General features: G+C 60.3%; 12 protein-coding genes and 1 pseudogene. 8 read left to right on the top strand and 5 right to left on the bottom strand.

The window, feature by feature from the left end; translation table 11 throughout:
* Positions 1-576: 576 nt before the first annotated feature.
* Positions 577-2256 (bottom strand): glucosamine inositolphosphorylceramide transferase family protein, encoded by a 1680-nt coding sequence (locus tag NKI29_RS07800; protein ID WP_352569945.1) that lies wholly within the window; start codon positions 2254-2256, stop codon positions 577-579.
* A gap of 334 nt (positions 2257-2590) precedes the next feature.
* Between NKI29_RS07800 and NKI29_RS07805 the strand changes: the two genes are divergently transcribed.
* Genes NKI29_RS07805 through NKI29_RS07825 form a run of 5 tightly spaced genes read left to right on the top strand, consistent with a single transcriptional unit; the run spans position 2591 to position 8069 of the window.
* A complete protein-coding gene (locus NKI29_RS07805; RefSeq protein ID WP_502896647.1) occupies positions 2591-3880 on the top strand; it encodes a glycoside hydrolase 5 family protein in 1290 nt (429 codons plus the stop codon).
* A complete protein-coding gene (locus NKI29_RS07810; protein WP_352569946.1) occupies positions 3877-4398 on the top strand; it encodes a glycosyltransferase family 2 protein in 522 nt (173 codons plus the stop codon). The genes NKI29_RS07805 and NKI29_RS07810 overlap by 4 nt, the downstream gene beginning before the upstream one ends.
* The gene (locus tag NKI29_RS07815) at positions 4386-5564 is read left to right on the top strand and encodes a glycosyltransferase family 2 protein (protein ID WP_352569947.1); all 1179 of its coding nucleotides are present in this window, start codon (positions 4386-4388) and stop codon (positions 5562-5564) included. Before NKI29_RS07810 ends, NKI29_RS07815 begins: the two co-directional genes overlap by 13 nt.
* Positions 5565-7181 carry a Rossmann-fold NAD(P)-binding domain-containing protein gene (locus NKI29_RS07820; RefSeq protein WP_352795780.1) on the top strand — a complete coding sequence of 539 codons (1617 nt, stop codon included), beginning with the start codon at positions 5565-5567 and terminating at the stop codon, positions 7179-7181.
* Positions 7182-7187: 6 nt separating this feature from the next.
* Positions 7188-8069 carry an NAD-dependent epimerase/dehydratase family protein gene (locus NKI29_RS07825; RefSeq protein WP_352795781.1) on the top strand — a complete coding sequence of 294 codons (882 nt, stop codon included), beginning with the start codon at positions 7188-7190 and terminating at the stop codon, positions 8067-8069.
* Positions 8070-8197: 128 nt separating this feature from the next.
* Here the strand turns inward: NKI29_RS07825 and NKI29_RS07830 are convergent, their stop codons facing one another.
* Positions 8198-8917: a class I SAM-dependent methyltransferase gene (locus NKI29_RS07830; protein WP_352795783.1), complete on the bottom strand. Its 720-nt coding sequence runs from the start codon at positions 8915-8917 to the stop codon at positions 8198-8200.
* Positions 8918-10536: 1619 nt separating this feature from the next.
* Here NKI29_RS07830 and NKI29_RS07835 point away from each other — a divergent pair.
* The 3 genes and pseudogenes from NKI29_RS07835 to NKI29_RS07845 form a co-directional block, all read left to right on the top strand.
* The gene (locus NKI29_RS07835; RefSeq protein WP_352454197.1) at positions 10537-12093 is read left to right on the top strand and encodes a family 16 glycosylhydrolase; all 1557 of its coding nucleotides are present in this window, start codon (positions 10537-10539) and stop codon (positions 12091-12093) included.
* Positions 12094-12438: 345 nt separating this feature from the next.
* Positions 12439-12837, top strand: a complete 399-nt coding sequence (locus NKI29_RS07840) for an ISAzo13-like element transposase-related protein (protein WP_352795785.1) — start codon at positions 12439-12441, stop codon at positions 12835-12837.
* A gap of 246 nt (positions 12838-13083) precedes the next feature.
* A pseudogene (locus tag NKI29_RS07845) lies at positions 13084-13961 on the top strand (metallophosphoesterase); the annotation flags it as partial.
* A gap of 725 nt (positions 13962-14686) precedes the next feature.
* Here the strand turns inward: NKI29_RS07845 and NKI29_RS07850 are convergent.
* The 3 genes from NKI29_RS07850 to NKI29_RS07860 all read right to left on the bottom strand — a co-directional run bounded on the left by NKI29_RS07850 (position 14687) and on the right by NKI29_RS07860 (position 18348).
* The gene (locus tag NKI29_RS07850) at positions 14687-15796 is read right to left on the bottom strand and encodes a LacI family DNA-binding transcriptional regulator (RefSeq protein ID WP_352795788.1); all 1110 of its coding nucleotides are present in this window, start codon (positions 15794-15796) and stop codon (positions 14687-14689) included.
* 109 nt (positions 15797-15905) lie between these two features.
* A complete protein-coding gene (locus NKI29_RS07855) occupies positions 15906-17435 on the bottom strand; it encodes an amino acid ABC transporter permease/ATP-binding protein (protein ID WP_352795790.1) in 1530 nt (509 codons plus the stop codon).
* A 76-nt stretch (positions 17436-17511) separates the two neighbouring features.
* On the bottom strand, positions 17512-18348 hold the full coding sequence (locus NKI29_RS07860; protein ID WP_352637498.1) for an ABC transporter substrate-binding protein: 837 nt from the start codon (positions 18346-18348) through the stop codon (positions 17512-17514).
* Positions 18349-18359: the final 11 nt, after the last annotated feature.

Raw genomic sequence — 18359 nt, forward strand, 5'->3', positions numbered from 1 at the left:
CAAATGCGCGGCTAGCGACAAGCCGTGAGGGCCAGCTCCAATGACCGCCACATCCACGGATGCGCTTGATCCAACCATATGCGGACTCCCGGCCATAATAAAATGAAGATGAGATGAAAGAAGATCGGTACGCTTGCAGCCTCCCCCTAATCTTAGTTATGAATCTTAGTTATGCGAGCATTACTGATGCAGATCTGAAATGGAAGGACGATGGATGGTTAGGAAAAGACAATAGATGATTAGCTCTTTTGGGGTATCCCTTCAGGTATTTTCCAGCCCATACTACCTGCGCGGATAGTGCGGCAGCGGCACCGATCATCTTCAGCAGCTGTGTTGGCAGCATTGCCAAACCCGTTTAGACCTCTGGGGCCACCTTCAACGCCAGCGAGGACATCCATCGACCCGCGGCCGGCACTAGCTCACAAGCGACAATTTTCTACTGAGCGAACCGTGCGGAAGGCAGCGAAGATCGTCGGCGCGAAGAAATGAACGTCCAGACAACGCTGACATTGCCACTGGCCAGAAGCTGCAATGTGCAGGTGGGCTCGCTCCTTCACTCGGCCGTGATTTCCGAGCTTATTCTGTGCCCGAGAAGGGTCGGGCGCGCCCGGCCCTTCTCAGGCGGGGTACCTTGCGCTCGACCACCTGGCTACGGGTGGCTGACCCGGACGAGACCGCCCAAGAGAGGGACTGCCCACGCGGTCCCGAGACCCCACGCGGTCCCGAGACCGGCGCGTCGGGTACCAGCAAACGATAGGAGGTCGTGACCTCTCGCAAACCCCGGATATGCCCGAACAGGTCGATCACCTCCAAGCCAGACCGGCGGTTGTAGGTGTGACACCCCAACGCTCCGGACCAAATGCGACCGACCGGGGTCTGGGCAAACTCCGACGCCCCGAGCGCATCGATCTGGCAGAACGTCACCGCGCTGCCATAGCCGCGCGCGCAGTCTTGGACCGGGCGTAGCGTGCGTCCGCCGTGTCGGATGACGGCGCCTGCGGGGCGGCTGAGCCTGGCATCGATCAGGACCGGGTTGGCGGCATGGGGCGTCCAAGACCCGGTCAGGCTCTCGGCACGGTAGAGGCTGAGGACATCCCAAGACGTGGAGCTCCACCGCCTTGGGCTGACGAAAAACCAAAAGCCGCCCTCATGGCAGAGAGGCGTGGTATCGTAGCCCTCGATCCCCTCGATGAGGCAGGCCTCCCGCGTCCACCGGTAAGGGAATTCCACTGCCCTGTAGAGGCTAACATTCCTGGCCGTCCCCGATTCGGGGATCATCCAGATCTGCCCGTCCTGCTCGAACACGAACGGGTATGAGAGGTGATGCGGTTCCTCCAAGACGATCTGGGGTGCGCCGACGGTCCCGTCCCGGTCCGCTGCCACGACCGCAATGCACCCCCGGTTCTTCGAGTAGAGGTACTGTTCGACAAAAATGAAATCCTGCCCCTGGCGCCGGAACGGGAACGGGTCGGCAAGGTAGCTGTCGGTGCTTCCGGTGAGCACCGAGAAGGTTGCTTCGCCTTTGTCGAGCAGGCTCGCCGATTCATCGAAGCGCCAGCCAACCCCCCACATCCTGCCGCCTCTTGCCAGGACGTCCAAAAACCTGATCGCTTTCGATGCCACCGTGCCGGTCGCCCTTGCAAGGGCCGAGGATGCGCCAAGTGAAGGCACGGCCGTCCGTGAACCGGGGACACCGGACGCAGCTGAACCGGTTTCCTCGCGCAAGGCTTTGAGGATCAGCAGCACAGCGCAGGAGAGGACGCTGTCTAGACTCGCTGAGAACACTCCACGGTCTACACTGGCCGGACGGGCCATCCACGGCCGCAACGGGCGCGCCGTGTCGTGCAGGTCGACGAGAAGGTCCTGATCATTCGCCACGGCCGCCATGACGCCGATCTCGCCGGGTACGCCGTTGAAGAGCGGCGTCAGCACCCGCAGCCCCGCCGGGCGCGTCTCCTCTCCGCTCAAATCGATCACCACGTCCACTTGGTCGGACGGAGGCGGCGGCAGGGACCGCAGCGCCGCCTCGACGGAGTCAGTGGCGCCGTTCCCGCGAAAGCCATAGACCAGTCGTTCGAGTTCGAGCAGCAGACGGCAGGTCAACGGCAGCGGGCGGCGACCGGCCGCCAAAGCGCAGGAGACCTCGTTGCCGGGCACTTCAGCAAGCGCTTCTGCCAGCCAGAGGTGCCACCGAAGTAGCCGCGATGGATCGAGACTCAGGCAAATGCGCATTGTTGTTCTGACCGCGGATTTCAAAAGGACGCCGGCTCACAGCTTGACGAGAACCGCCTGCGGCGATCCGCCTTACCAAGACTCCGCCGCGGGCCCGCGGGCCAGGGAGGTAGATGGAAAGCGATGGCGCGTGTCACAGCGCGAGAATATTTCCCACCTATTACTACCGCGGGGACTCGCCAATAAGAGGAGCCGAACTCTTGGTTGGGAGCGATGTCTGACAGCACGGGTCCATACTCGAGCGACCGGAATCGGCCAAGCACCACTATGCCCGAACGACGCCCGGGCTGTGCGAGGTCAGAGGAGGTAATCCTTCGGGGCTGTTGCACTCGGCGCCCGGCGAGAGCCACATGCCCGGGTGATTGTTGGCTGGCAACGAGTGAAAAATAGGCTGCGCAATGCCGGACTGCGGGTGCTGGTGTGCGCGTTGCTGTCCGTTCCAGCAGTCGTGAGCGCCGCGGATGACCCGTCGGCAACGTCCTTCATCAAGACTTCCGAAACGAACTTCACCTTGGACGGCAAGCCGTTCTTCGTGACCGGCGTAAACAACCACTATCTGACCTACGGGTCGCCGGATGAGGTCACCCGCGTTCTCGATGACGCGGTGGCGATGGGCGCCAATGTGGTCCGCACCTTCCTCCAGCCGGTGATCGGGTCGCTCGACGGAAGCAAGCCTACGATCTGGGATTGGCGGCTTGAAGGCGAAGCCAGCAATCTCGCGGTCAAGGGCACGTACCTGCTCTACTGGGACCCGAGCCAAAACAGGATGGCGATCAATGACGGCGCCGACGGCATGCAGAAGGTTGATTTCCTCATCGCCGAGGCCGGCAAGCGACGCCTGAGGCTGATCATCGCCGTCCTGGATTTCTGGGCCTTCACAGGCGGCGCCCAGCAGATGCGGGCCTGGTATGGGAGCCGGGACGCCCCAGGCGTGCAGAGCCAGTACGACACCGACCTCAGCAAAGAGAAGTCGGAGTTTTTCTTCCAGGATCCGCGCACGAAGCGCGACTACAGGACCTGGGTCAGCCACGTCGTGCAGCGAGTCAACCCGCTCACCGGGCTCGCCTACCGGGATGATCCGACCATCATGGCCTGGGAGCTAATGAACGAAGGCAATGCGCAGCCGGAGGCCTTACGATTGGCTTGGACCACCGAAATGACGGCTTACGTGAAGTCGCTCGATCCGAACCATCTCGTCACCTCAGGGCACGCTAACGTCGAGTCGAAGCTATCGGATCTGACGATCCCGACTCTCGATTTCGGGACCTGGCACGGCTACCCGCTCTACTACAAGCTCACCGTCCAGCAGTTCGACAGCTTGATCACCGAGTTCTGCCGGTTGGCAGTTCGCGCCGGCAAGCCGGTGCTTCTGGAGGAGTTCGGCTATGCCCGCTCCAATCAGAACTTTGCCCAGGCTTACGCGATGTGGCTCGACACGCTGACGCGCGAGCGCAACTGCGCCGGCTGGATGGTGTGGCGGCTGGTGTCGCGGCAGGACAACGGACGCTATCCCGTCGACGAATATGACAAGTTCGATATTCACAACGACGGAGGTCCGCTCTGGAACATCCTCAAAGCCGCCACGGCTCGGGCGACGCAGACACGCGAAACCAGCCCGGCCTCAGAAACCAGCCGGCAGTTGCCATGACCGAAGCCTCCGTCGTGATCTGCGCCAACACACTCGATCGCTGGGACGATTTGAACGCGGCCATCGCGTCGGTGCGCCGCCAGACCTGCCCGGCCCGCGAGATCGTCCTCGTCGTCGACAACGATGAGGCGCTCTTGGAGCGCGCCCGGCGCGAGATCGAGGGTGTCGTCGTCACACCTAATACCAACGTGCGTGGACTGTGCGGCGGTCGCACGACGGGAGCCGGATTGGCGCCCGCGCCGGTCGTGGCGTTTCTCGATGACGATGCGATCGCCGATGAGCGCTGGCTGGACGAGTTGCTGATGCCCTACGCCGACCCGCGCGTGCTTGGCGTCGGCGGCCGCCTCGAGCCTCTGTGGCGCAAACCTGGGCCCTCGTGGTTTCTTTATGCTGAGAGCCGGCTTCCGGGTAAGCCGAATCCAGCGCGTGGAAGTCTGGCTTTATCGCACCTTCTATCGAAGAGCTTGGGGCAGACATTGGCAGCTCAAGTCGGGAGAATTCCTAGATGCGTATTCTGATGCTTGCGCAATCCTGTACGCCGATTGGCGTTGGCCAGCGGGGCCACGTCCGGAACCTAAGTATCGGTTTCGCCCGCCGCGGTAATGACGTTGGCGTTGCCACAACCGGTCAGCCTGGATCGAAAACCGGGCAGACCGAGCATGGCGTCACCAGCGAACGCCGGCAGGTCCCGCGCCCCCCCACGATCTCGGTGATTATCTGTGCCTACACCGAGGACAGATGGGAGCTGATGCTTCAGTCGGTGGCCTCGGTTCAGGAGCAGACCTTGCAACCCTGCGAGATCATCGTATGCATCGACCACAATGAAATCCTGTTTCACCGTTGTGCCGCGTACTGGGCTGGCTTCGCCGCATCCACCCCTCCGATACGGGTGATCCAGAACAAGTACGACGGGCACCTGGGGTCGGCCCGAAACACGGCAGCCGAGACAGCTGCGGGAGACATTCTGGCGTTCTTGGATGACGATGCAGCGGCCGACAAGGACTGGCTCGGGATTCTCACAGACCCGTATCAGGATGAGCGCATCGGCGCCGTCGGCGGGCGCCCCCTACCGGTTTTCGAGTCTAGCCGCCCGGCCTGGTTTCCCGTGCAGTTCGACTGGGTGTTCGGATGCGCTTATGACGGTCTTCCGACAAGCCGAGGCCCCTTGGCTCATCTTATAGGTGCCAACATGTCGGTGCGGCGAACCCTCCTTGAGCAGGTGGGAGGGTTCCACTCCGACAATCACGACGACATGGACATGTGCCACCGCGTGGCGCAGATCAAGGGTAGTGAGGCTGTCATCTACGAACCGGCAGCGACCGTCCGCCACTTTGTACCCGCCTCACGGCCGAGTTGGAAGTACTTCTGGCGCCGCTGCTTCTTCGTCAACAAGGGGAAGATCGAGGCTCTTGCCCAGATGGGCGACGCCGCAACTCTGGGTGCGGAAACCCGCTTCGTCTGGTACGCGCTGACCAAGGGCGTACCGCGAGGGATTTGGCAAGCCGCCAAGGGTGACCCCCACGGGCTGGTCCGGTCCTCGGCCATAATCATTGGCATAGGTCTGGCCGCGGCAGGCCACGCCGCCGGTCATGTCGAGCGGGCGCGGCGATTGCGCCGGCAGCGCCGACAGGCCACCAGGCAGGTATTTAACACAGCCGCGCGAGCCAATGGGCGAGAGAAGTGAATGCCTTCTTCGATAATCATTGGTTCGGGTCCGGCTGCAGCCGCCGCCGTGTTGGCGCTGTCCGGGAAGTCTGACGAGAAGATAACTGTGTTCGATCCGGGCACCGTGCTGGACGTCCAGACGCAAGAGGTAATCTCCAGGCTGTCCAAGCTGCGTGTCGGCGACTGGGATGAGGAGGACGTCCGCCGGATCGGATTGCAACCCAAGCGCGTACAGTCGGATTCGCTCCCTGAAAAGAGAAGCTACGGATCCGATTTCCCGTTTGTCAACAAGGGCCAACTCGACGGAGTCCACTCCCAGGGTAGAGTCAACTCTGCTGTGATCTCATGCGCCTACGGAGGGTTCAGCAACGTCTGGGGGGCCCAGATCATGCCCTTCAGCGCTGCCACATTCAAGAGATGGCCGTTCGGTTTCTCGGATATGGAAGAGCACTATCGGACGATCCTTGGTCACATTCCGTTCGCCGGAGAGTCCGACGATCTCGATGAGTGGTTTCCGCTCATCGGATCTCCGCACCCGCTTCCGCCGCTGGCACCGCGGACGCAGATGGTGCTGGCCAACTACGACCGGCACCGCGATCGTGTACGCTCCACCGGAATAACCATGGGGCGCGCGCGGCTCGCCTTCTCGGCGCCCGAATGCCAGCCCTGCGGCCTGTGCATGACTGGGTGCCCGCGGTCGCTGATCTACTCGGCCTCGCACAGCTTCGACCGCTTCAGGCGCAGCGGGAGGATTGACTACCACAGCGGGCTGCTCGCGGTTCGAGTCGGCCAGGAGGCCGACATGGCAATCGTGGAGGCTCGGGAGCTATCCAGCGGCCGGATCCAGCGATTCGCAGCCGACCGGGTCTTCGTGGGTTGCGGAGCTATCGGCACCACTCGGCTGATCCTGGGCTCGCTCGGATCGGACCAGCCGGTCCATCTTTCGGAATCGGCTCAGTTCGTTCTTCCAATGATGTCCGTGAAGCCGACTCCCGACCCACGTACAAGGCGCGAGTTCACACTCAACCAGTTCAACATGGTCATCGGCCGGGACGACGAAGGCTTCGACGTCTCACAGGTTCACTTTTACCCGTTCAACCACGCATACTACGATGCGCTGCCCGGCTTCCTCCAACATCCCGCCGCCGCCTTCGCGACAGATCGGCTGCTGAGCCGATTGACGGTAGGCCTCGGCTATTTGCCATCCTGGGCGTCACCCAAGATACGGATCACAGCCCAGGTGCCCGCAGCTCCTGATGAGCTACCCCGGATTACCCTTACTTCCGAGGGGTTCAGCGAGACCAGGGTCAGGGGCAAAGACGTGCCTCCGACGCTGCCTGACGTAATAAAGCGCATCTATAGGGCAGCACCTTACCTTGATTTGTGGCCGGTCACGTCGCAAATGCTGTGGTCGGGTGGGGCCAAGAGCTACCACTTTGGCGGCAGCTTTCCCCACGCTAGTGAGCGGGACGCCCGGAGTGCGACGACAGACCGCGTCGGGCGGCTGGCGCGTTGGGACCGGATTCATCTTATCGACGGTTCGGTTTTCCCAAATGTTCCGGCGACTACCTTTACGCTGACTGTGATGGCCAATTCTCATCGCATCGCCTGCGAGGCGATGGAACTGACGGGGTGAGCATCAATGCGGGTCGGCATCACCGGAGCGACTGGGTATGTCGGGTCCATCCTGCGTGCTACCTTCGCCCAGCAAGGGCATGAGGTCATCGCGTTCGCCCGCCCGAACCGGGCGACCTCCGCATCTGCCGCCGCAATGGCCGGCGTCGCCGAATGGCGCCCATATGAGATTAAGCGCCCGCCGTCGGGGCCCGCATTCAGCGACCTAGATGTGCTCATACATAGTGCATGGGACCTGAGTCTCATCAAAGCCGGCGATGTATGGGGTGTCAATGTGTCCGGCTCGCAGCACCTCCTCCGCAATGCCGCCGACGCAGGGGTTCGCCGGGTCATTTTCATCTCCTCGATGTCCGCTTACAAGGGAACCCGACAGTTGTACGGCCAGGCCAAGCTGGCGTGTGAGCGCACAGCCAGCAGTCTGGGAGGCGTCTCCACCCGCCTCGGACTGGTTTACGGCCCCGGTTGGGCCGGGATGGCCGGCGCGCTGCGCAAACTCACCAAACTGCCGGTTACACCTCTCATCGGGGCGCGCTCCCATCAGTTCACCGTGCATGAGGCAGACATGGCAGCCGCCATGGTGCGTATTGCCGAGTCGGACATGCCCCTGCCGGAACCGGTAGGGCTGGCCAACCCCGAACCGGTGCCGTTCCGACGGCTCATGAACGAGATCGCCGCGTCACAAGGCAGAACACTGCGTGCCGTCCCGGTGCCCTCGCAGCTTGTCAGTTGCATGCTCCGGGCAGGAGAGGCCCTGCACGTCCCCCTACCCTTCCGATCCGACTCCATCCTGGGGCTCGTGCACCCGGCGGCAGAGGTTCCCGGGGTAGGGCAGCTCAAGCAGCTCGGAATCAGGTTTCGAAGCTTCTCGCTGGACGGAGATCGACGTTAAAGATATGGGAGATTTGCCCAGCCCTGCGGGTGACAGCGTTTTGACACTTCCCGGGCACTGCAACTTTCACCTTCGTGAGCCTCCAGCACACAAAGGTCGGTTCGCGCTCGACGCGCACGAACACCACCTCAGCTCGTGAGGACGATCAGCGAGGCGCCGCCGAGTAAGCGCACCGACAGGTCCTCTCCGGCCATAGTCCGGACAATGCCTCGGGCGGCATTACCGAGGATGGCTGTAGTGGTTCTCCATTCGGGATGGATCTGCAGAATATCTTCCGCGGTCCTAGTGTACTGTGCGTCAATAATTTTAAAATATGTGTCGCGCAGAGTCGCTAGCGCCGTTGCCTGATCAAAGTAATGCAGGTGACCAACCTCCTTGCGTTGCTTAAGATGCTGACCACGTAGAAGTCCGATGACATTCATGTCAAGTGGAATATGGAACGCATAGTACCTTGATCGTCCTCTTAGTCTTCGAAGGAAGCCAATATAATCATCAACGTGCTCGAAAACATCGATGCACAAAAGAAGATCGCAATTCTCGCCGGTCTGAAAGAAGTCGCCGCAGTGAAATTTGAGGTTGTTTTTTTCTCGGTGTTTGGCCAAATTTATAGCGTAGGGAGCGATATCGTAGCCGATGGCTGTTGAATCACGGAAGATATCATGCCGAAGAAGAGCATCCAGAACGCCTCCCGTCCCACAACCTGTATCGACGATTTTCTGGCAACTGATGTCGTTGGCGCGCACGATCTTGGCGATGTTCGCGGCCTTAACACCGCCATCTTCGTCATGCCAAGTCGGATTAGCAGCGGCATAATCTATTCCGGTATAGAGGTCATTACTTGACATCATCTCTGCCACCTTTTGTGGTTGAGCCAGATTAAGTTGCCTCTTCAAATATTTCGGTGTTACTAATAGTTTCTTTTGGCTTGAAATCGACCAGCGATCGAGGTCGCTGCATGGCCACAAGGCCAGGTCCAGAAGGGGATTCTAAGTCGTCCTGTCGATCGCACTTCACATTTCGGGAATGGACGAATGTTAGGCAGCCGCACCGGTCTTGAGGTCGCTCAGGGTTCCTCCGTTGCCTCGGGGCTACACGCTACATGCGAACCGCGCATCTCAGTGGCGCAACCGGATAAAAGCAAAACCTAGCCATTACAAATGTAACGACACTCTCGATGGCGTCAAGCCGCCGGCGGCGAAGCTTCCGGGGAGGTCCCGTAAGGCACGCGGCCCATCTGAGGTAGCTCATGGGAATCCAACTCCTCTCGTTCCACAGCGAGGCTGACTGGCAGAAATTTTCGCCGATCAGGGACAAGCGATGCCGCATTGTCGGCTTTACGTTCTGAACGACGGTCAACCTGCATAGACGACCATGCAGCAAAAGAGCACGCTAATCGACTGTGCCCCAGGTGGAGCTTTGGCCACTGGCTGTGCGGTTCAGACTCGCGGCAGGCGCCACGCGGCGAGAACGCGCCGCGCCATAGGGGTCAAGTATCAGCCACTTCAACAAGCCGCTTAAGCGATCGCACTTCCCCTGGATGCGGTTGCAGGTTCGGCGCGTTACATGCAGGCACGCTGGCGTTTCGATTGAACGGCCTGTCGGCGCTGTAGGGCCTGCACTCGATAGCAGGGCCAGCTCTCACCTTCGATCATTGAAGGCGGATCATGTGGGACATCGCCGCCGTGGCGCTGGCGAGATCCCTCAGCAATACGTGTAGAGACTGCATCGGCCGCGCAAACGGCACGGTCGAACTTCGCAGCGGCAGCGCCAGCCATAGGTTCGACGGCTCGTCCGCCACGCAACTCGGAAGACATCCCGGCCATCCTTGTCGACGACCTCACATGCGAACGACCCCGCGAACACATGCGCTCAAACCGGCGCAACATTTCAGCCGACGGACACGGTTTTGGTAGGACGTCCGGAAGGGCGCTTCGGTGCGGCCGTTCGACACACGTCCTACATTAGAATGTGTTAATAAGTTCTCACTGAGCCTCATTCTCGCCGCAAATGGCAGTAAGCTCGTGTTAGCTCGATACATCGTCCTCGGATTAATCACTTCCCGATAGTATAAGACGGTAAGCGGGATAAGTCCAACGAGCAGAAATGCCTGCGTTTTACTTATGTCGCAGGCGTAATTACAACAAAAATACACAACTAACCAAGGATACACCGTGTTTTTACTAAACAGCTCGGCGGTGCCGGAAGAGCTGCGCTCGACTTCAATTTGGCTGCGGCTGGAACCGCCGAACAGCTTGCGTGCGCGGCAGCACCCTCGACAAAATTCGTCTTCGGATGGCGAGTTCAACGTTCAGCTTGCTCGACAATAATGTCTGGGCGAGGACTTCCAAATCTCCGCTACTTTGAAACTCCGTTCGCAGTGCCCAACTGCGAGCATGCGATCTGCCGCGCGCCTTGGCGATGCGCGGCAGTGGAATTCCCTGTTTTCAACACCTAAGAGGATCACTGAATGACTCTTTCCGCCCCCGCAGGCTTTGCCTCTAGCGATCTCGTCTTCGAGGAAAACTTCTCCGGTACGGCGCTCGACAGCGACTGGCATACCTACATCACCAGCAATGCCGCCAATGGCTGGCCATGGAATAGCAATGGATCAGGAGGAAGCAACGCAGGCTCGCAATATTATGCCGACTACGATGTGCCGAGCCAAGTCTCCGTGAGCAACGGGGCCTTGGATCTCACGGCGATCAAGCAGCCCATCAGCGGCATAAATCAGGGGACCACACAGACATACCCGGTCACGTCCGGCGCGGTCAGCAGCTACGGCAACTTCGAATTCAATGGCGGCTACCTTCAGATCAGCATGAAGGCGCCAAGCGGCGATGGCGCATGGCCGGCCCTTTGGCTGTTGCCCGGCCATGGCGCCGGCAGCAGCGGCGACAATTTCGAGATCGACATGCAGGAGGGCGGATTTACCGGTTCGGGGCCGGCGGACCAGATGTTCTCCTGGCACCTCCACTCGCCGTCAGGGTGGGTAGGAAACAGCATTGATACGGGGACCGACCTCACGGCCGGCTTCCACACGTACGGCATCAACTGGGTGCCCGGTCAATCGATCACCTGGTATCTCGACGGGCATCAGATGGCGCAAGTGACCAGCGCACAGGCGCCGATCCCGGATGAACCGATGGAATTGATCATGAACAATGGGGTCGCGAATTCGAACGTGACCGGATGGCATACGGCTCTGGATGGTTCGACTCCTTCGTCGATGCAGATGCAAGTCGATCAGATTCAGCTTTACCAGAAGGCAGGCAGCGGTGACACGGTGACGGGTGCTAACGTCACTCCCCCAATCACTGGCTCGACCGGGACCGAGCCCGTGTCTGGCACCGGGACGGTTCCTTCTTCCGGCAGCACCAGCGATGGCACCTTGTACGGCACCAGCGACGCCGATGTATTACACGGAACCAGCGGCCACACGATGATTGGCTATGGCGGCAACGACACCTATTATGTCGATAATGCCAACGAGAAGGTGGTTGAGGCGGTGGGCGGCGGCAACGACAGTGTGCTCGCCTCGGTGAGCTATGCGCTTTCCGCCGGCTCGGAGATCGAGCTCCTCGCTACCAATAACGCGTCAGGGACGAAAGCAATGACCCTCGCCGGCAACGAGTTCGCCCAGACCATCCAGGGCAATGCCGGCAACAATGTCATTAACGGCGGCCTCGGCGCCGACGTCTTGACCGGCTACGGAGGCCACGATGCCTTCTCGTTCAATACTGCTCTTGGAGCCGGTAATGTCGACAAGATCACCGACTTCAAGCGCTCCCAGGATACGTTCCATCTCAGCGATACCGTTTTTGCCGGGCTTCAGCCGGGAGGGCTTCCATCCAAAGCTTTCTTTATTGGTGCAGCCGCGCATGACAGCTCCGATCACATCATCTACGACAGTGCAACCGGGGCGCTCTCTTTCGACAGTGACGGGGCCGGCGGCGCATCTCAAATACAGTTCGCCAGCCTTTCCCCACATCTGTCGCTCAGCGCAGCCTCGTTCTATGTGACCTGAAGGACTACGCGGGGCTGCCATGGCCAAATAAGGACTGGATGAACAGCACCTCAAAGCCATGGTGCCGAACCGAAGTCAGCGTACCAAAGGCGGGAGCCCGGTTTTCGGCGATGATCTGCTCAAGCAAAAGAGATGGGGTTCCATCCCGATGCCATCGGGATGGAACCGCTCTAGTTGTGAGCTTTGCGCAGGTTGTCCATTCGGACCGAACCGAGGAGACTGGAGTTACCAAGCTTCGGGTCCGAATGAACATCCCAGACTGGCATGCGCAGCATCATCAGCTACTTTCTCTCGCCAATGATGCGATACAAGCAGGAAACACTGCGAGAGCGGTAAGAAGCCGGTTTGCAGCCGACGAAAGTTCGCCCTCCGGCTTCAACTCGAGAGCGCCGCAATCTTGTCGAGGCGATAGGTCAAAGGCGGGAAGCGGTCGGCTCGAAGCTGGATGACCATAGCCGGTTGTGGAAGGTCGAACTGCAACAACTCACTCGCGAGACAGGCCTTGCGCTCCACATTGCATCACCATCCGACGGGCACGTCGACGTGGCGCAACATCGAACACCCCTGTTCTGCCGCATCACGCAAAGCTGGCGCGGACGGCGCCTCCTCAATCGCGTGGCCCTGGTCGAGCTGATCGCAGTCACGACAACCAAGCGGACCCGAAGCGGGCGCGCGGTCGATTCCGCGGCCGACGAAAAACGGGATCAAATGAACGATGTCGAGATGGAGGCGCTCGCCATCTAAAGGCGACGCATTCATCCGGAATGGAACTGCACCATCCGCCCGAGATCAGTGGCAATTCGGAGCAGTTGACTGGTCCTAGCCCGAGCTCCCTTCCCTGCGCAATAAAGACCAATGCTTGCAGGTGACGCCAATTTGGGAAACTATTGACCAGCGAGGCCTCTCACGCGGTTGATGTGGTCCAGGCTGCCGCAGCTGAATGCGTAGCGATCTCTAGTACCAACCTAGTTCTGCTGGAAAACACAAGTGCTGACGTCGCGGCGCTCATTCCTGAAGCTCTTTGGCGCCGTGTCGCTCGCGGCATTCGGTCTGGCGAGTTATGCCATCGCGATTGAGCCTCGGTTTCGACTGAGTGTCACGCACTACAAGCTCCTTCCGCCGCGCTGGCCGACCACTGCCAAGCCCCTGCGCATCGTCGTGGTCGCTGACATCCATGCCTGCGAGCCTTGGATGCCGGTTTCCAGGATCGACGAGATCGTTGGTGTTTCGAATAGCTTGCAGCCCGACATCATCCTTCTCCTTGGCGACTACGTGATGGGCGTGCTGCCAGGCTATGCCACCGGGATCGTGCCCGACACTGTTTGGGGGAATTCTCTTTCGAAACTTTCGGCGCCACTCGGCTGCCACGCCATTCTCGGCAACCACGACTGGTGGCACGGTGTCGATAGTGTCCGCGCAGCCCTCGTCGACAATGGCATTCCGGTCCTCGAGAACACCGCCACGCTTATCCGTCAGCAGGATGGCCCAGCATTCTGGCTCGCGGGTCTTGGCGACCAGTGGGCCATGCAGTTTTCTCGCGGCGTGTACAAGGGCGTCGACGATCTGCCTGGAACAATGGCCGGAATACCCAACGACGGCAATCCGATATTGCTCCTTGCGCATGAACCGGACATCTTCATTACTGTCCCTGACCGTGTCAGCCTGACGTTATGCGGCCATACACATGGCGGACAGGTGCGCTTGCCATTCGTTGGCCCCCCATCATCAATTCAGCCTACGGACAGCGCTTCGCTTATGGGCATGTCGTCGAGGGTGGGAGGCACATGATCGTATCCGGGGGTTTGGGCGTATCATGGCTGCCGGTGCGCTTCGGCGTGTCGCCGGAGATCATGGTCGTCGATATCGGCCCCAAAACGTCCTCTCGTCCTGTAGACGAACCATCCGCTGTATCACGAGACCTGCCGTCCGCCGTTGATCGTTCGCACGAGGGTATTGATGGTTGTGTACATGCCGTATTCCCATCGCATCCAAGACGAACGCGGCACAGTCTATCATCCCTTTCTCCGACGGGCGGAGTCGGCGGATAGCTCTCGATCCACTAGAATGCCTTTTAAGAAGCTGAGCCAGGCGTCCCGAAACACCTTTCTTCGACACATTCTCGGGGAAGGGAAAACCTGAATGGGTACGGCATCTTGTAGCCCCATCCTTGTCGTTGGCGCCCGAGCAGAACGCATCTTGGAGCATGCAAATGGCCCTGGTTGCACGAGATCTCCTTTGGGCCATCGGCGAGCATACTCCTATTGGATGAGGCGGCGCGAACCAGCGTTTCAGGACTACTCAAATTCCTGAAGGGGCCTGCGCCCGGCAGCATGCTAGGACTGTTGCACGCAATAGCGGATCAAAACCGTGATCCTGGACATAGTCGGCCGAACCACGCCGAACACATTCCTCTTTGAAATCCAGCGTTCCGCGGTGGGCTGTCATTCAGCCGAGCCGAGCCGCAGATGGCCGATGGCCGATGGCGTGTAGGCAAGCGAAGAAACATACGGCAGGTCAATATCCCTGTATGGCATCGACCTCGATATAGAGAGGGGCTGCAATTCAGCCCCAGCTATAGACCGTTGCGGCCGGATCAGACGGGCTCGCGGGTGAGATAAACCGCAATTGAATTGCGCTCCACCAAGCGGGCCGCAAGGACACGGTGCTCGAAAGGTAACGTGGCCTCCGCCAGCCTCTTCAAGAGAAGCTCCGCTGCCGCCGCTCCAATCAAATGTGCCGGCTGCGCGATGGCTGTGATACCCTGGGCCACGAACTGCATCCAGTCGAGATCGTCGAAGCAGAGCAGCGAAACGTCTCCTGGAATCGCAAGCTTCAATGCGGAAATGGCCTCCAGAACCCCTGTCGACATCACACCATCGGCCGTAAACAGAGCGGACGGTGCATTGCGCATTGTCAGCAGATCGAGCGCCTCCTTGCGGGCTGCCTCGCTAGAATAGAGCGCCACGCGACGGATCAATTGCGGATCCGGCGTAATGCCCGCGGCGCGATGGGCTTCGAGATAACCCAATAGCCTCTGCCAGCTTGGATGATGGTAGCGAAGATCAGCGCTGGAGAGATCAACGTTTGCCACAAACGAGCCAACATCGTCGCGTTGGCCCGGCCCGAGTTCCGCCAATATTCCGATGCGGCTGTGTCCGGCCGCTATCATCGCCGCGATGCTGCTATGCGTTACAGAAACGTTGTCGACCACGACTGAATCGGTTTCCAGGCCCGCCACCATGCGGTCGAACTGCACGACGGGACAGCGAGCCGCGACTGCTTCATGAAGGTGATCCGGCTCGTCCACGAAGGTCGATGAGACAATTAAACCGTCGACCTGCTTTTCCAGCAGCAGTTGCACCGCCTCTTGCTCGAGTTCGGCATTTTCGTCACTATTCGTAACGATAACCCCGAAGCCGCCACCGCGCGCGACATCCCCTATTCCGCGCAGCACGCTGGCGTAGAATGGGCTTTCGATGTCGCCAACCACAACTCCGATAGTCTGCGTCTTACCGGTGATCAGGCCTTTGGCCAGGCGATTGGGGCGATAGCCCAGCGCAGCTGCCGCCGCGCGCACCTTCTCCCGAACCTCAGGACTGCTGTAGCCGTAGTCACCAAGTACACGCCCCGCGGTGGCGGAGCTCACCCCGGCCCGGCGAGCGACCTCTATGATAGTTGCGTTTTTCGACGATTCTTGAGTCACTCGGCAAACCCCGCCGCCCATGCGCACGCGTGACGGCGACCTAGCGGCAGTTAATCCCGCCCCGCAAGGCCGAACACCGCAACAGCCGCCGTTGCGCACACCATTGCAATCACAGCACCTCTGACAGAAAGCGCCGAAGACGCGGGCTTTGCGGATTGTCGAATAGATCCTCTGGTCGGCCTGCCTCGACTATCCGCCCCTCGTCCATGAATACGACCTGGTTCGCGACCTTGCGAGCGAAGTTCATCTCGTGCGTAACGACCACCATCGTCATCCCGCCCCGTCCGAGGTCGGCCATCAAGTTCAAGACACCTTTGACCAATTCCGGATCGAGGGCACTGGTGACTTCGTCGAACAGCATGATTTCGGGTTCGAGGGCCAGGGCGCGCGCGATGGCTACCCGCTGCTGTTGCCCGCCCGAGAGATTGGCCGGCCGATGGTCTTTGCGCTCCAGCAGTCCGACTTCATGCAGCCTCGCTAAGGCCGCCCCCTCAGCCTCCTCGCGCGACATGCGTTTTACTTTGCGCAGCGCCAGGGTGATGTTGGCGAGGGCGCTGCGGTCGGGAAACAGATTGAACTGCTGGAAAACCATGCCGACGCGCCGGCGGAGTTGGTCAGAGGTCTGTTTGTAGATGCTTTCGCCATCGAGCAGAATGTCACCGGCTCGACACTCTACGAGGCGGTTGAGGCAACGCAGCAAGGTCGACTTGCCCGAGCCGGACGGACCGACGAGGCAGGTGACGGTCCCGGGCTCGACTTTCAGACTGACGTCATGGAGCACCTGGACGGCGCCGTAGGCCATGTCGATGTTCTTGACCTCGATGCCGCCGCCCTTGAAGCGGGTGGGCGCCGCTGCGGGCGACTTCGCTGCGCCCGGCACGCCGGCTTCGGCAAGCTCGGCGACTTCCTTGAGGCCGCTCTGCACAGCGGTGATACGTTTGCCGACGCGCATGCGCGTGTCGATGTAATTGACGAGGTGGGTCAGCGGCACCGTGATCACGAGATAGAACACGCCGGCCAGCAACAGCGGCGACAGGTTGCCGGTCAGCACGGCCTGGTCCTGGCCAACGCGGAACAGTTCGCGTTCGGAGGCGAGCAGACCAAGGAAATAGACCAGGCTGGAGTCTTTGACGTTGCCAATGAACTGGTTGACCAGTGCAGGCAGGACGCGGCGGATGCCTTGCGGGATCACCACCAGGCGCATGCCTTGGCCATACGTCATACCGAGAGTGCGGGTGGCGTCGATCTGACCACGCTCGACGCTCTGGATGCCGGCGCGGAAAATCTCTCCGATATAGGCGCCGGCGATCAGGCTGAGCGCCAGAATGCCCAGCGGATAAGGCGATGGACCGAACAGATCTCGGCCCAACCGCGCGAAGCCTTGGCCAATGATCAGGATCGTGACAATAGCAGGAAGCCCGCGGAAGATATCGGTGTAGACTCGGGCAAGGAGTTTCAGCGGCCGGTTCTCTGAAATCCCCATGACTGCGAGGACGATACCGATCAGCGTCCCGAAAAACGTCGAGGCAAGGGCCAGGATCAAAGTGTTCTTGAGGCCGACCATCACCATGTTTGGCAGAACTTCTGCCATCGCCTGGAAATCAAGGAAGCTGCGGGCGAAGGTATCGAACCAGCTCATATCAAGTCCATCTATAACTCGGCCGGGCACCGTTGCTCACGGGCCCGGCCGGAAACGAAAATGAATACGCGCGAATTTACTTCTTGGGCAGATATTGATCCGGCATCGGAGTGCCCGGGAACCACTTCTCATGCAGCCGTTTCCAGGTGCCATCGTCCATGGCCTGGCGCAGCGCCTTGTTGAGCGCCTCGCGGAAGGCATCGTTGCCTTTCTTGACCACGAACCCGGCCGGCGCATCGAAGGACGGCACATTCATTGTTATCTTCAGGTTCTTGTAGCGCTCCACATACTGCTTGGCCGACTCATAGTCAGTGAAATGGCCATCGATCGTCCCGTTATTCAGCGCCGCCACCGCAGTGTTGTTGTCGGGGAATTTGACAATGTCGCCCTTCAGATTCTTCTCGGCATAGATTTCCTGCAGCGTTCCCTGGATCACGCCGATGCGCTTTCCGGCGGTGCTCTCATTGCTCGTCAGTGCCGGATCAGCCGAAATGATCGACAGGTAGCCGGCGAGATAGCCGTCGCCAAAATCCACGGTCTTCTTGCGCTCCGCGGTCGTGCCGATGGCGGCGACAGCGACGTCGAACCGGCCGTTGGCAACCGACGGCAGCAGCGCCGAGAATTCCTGGCCGGTGAAAACGACCTGTTCCTCCTTGAACCCGAGCCGGCGCGCCACATCGCGGAAGAGTTCAGCGTCGAAGCCAGTGAAGTTACCGTTGGCGTCGGTGAAGACATAGGGTTTCGCATCGCCCATGGTTCCGACGCTGATCACCGTCGGGTCGATGAGGTTGTAGGGGTTGTCGGCCGCGTTTGCCTGCGTTGACGAGGCCAACGTGCCAAGTCCTGTCAACAGCGCGATCGTCAGCGCCAGACCGGATTTCACAAGTTGGCGCCTGCTCGAATTCGTGTGCATGTCTTCTCCTC

Origin of the sequence: Mesorhizobium sp. M0678 (assembly GCF_040320505.1) — a bacterium.
Lineage (GTDB): Bacteria > Pseudomonadota > Alphaproteobacteria > Rhizobiales > Rhizobiaceae > Mesorhizobium.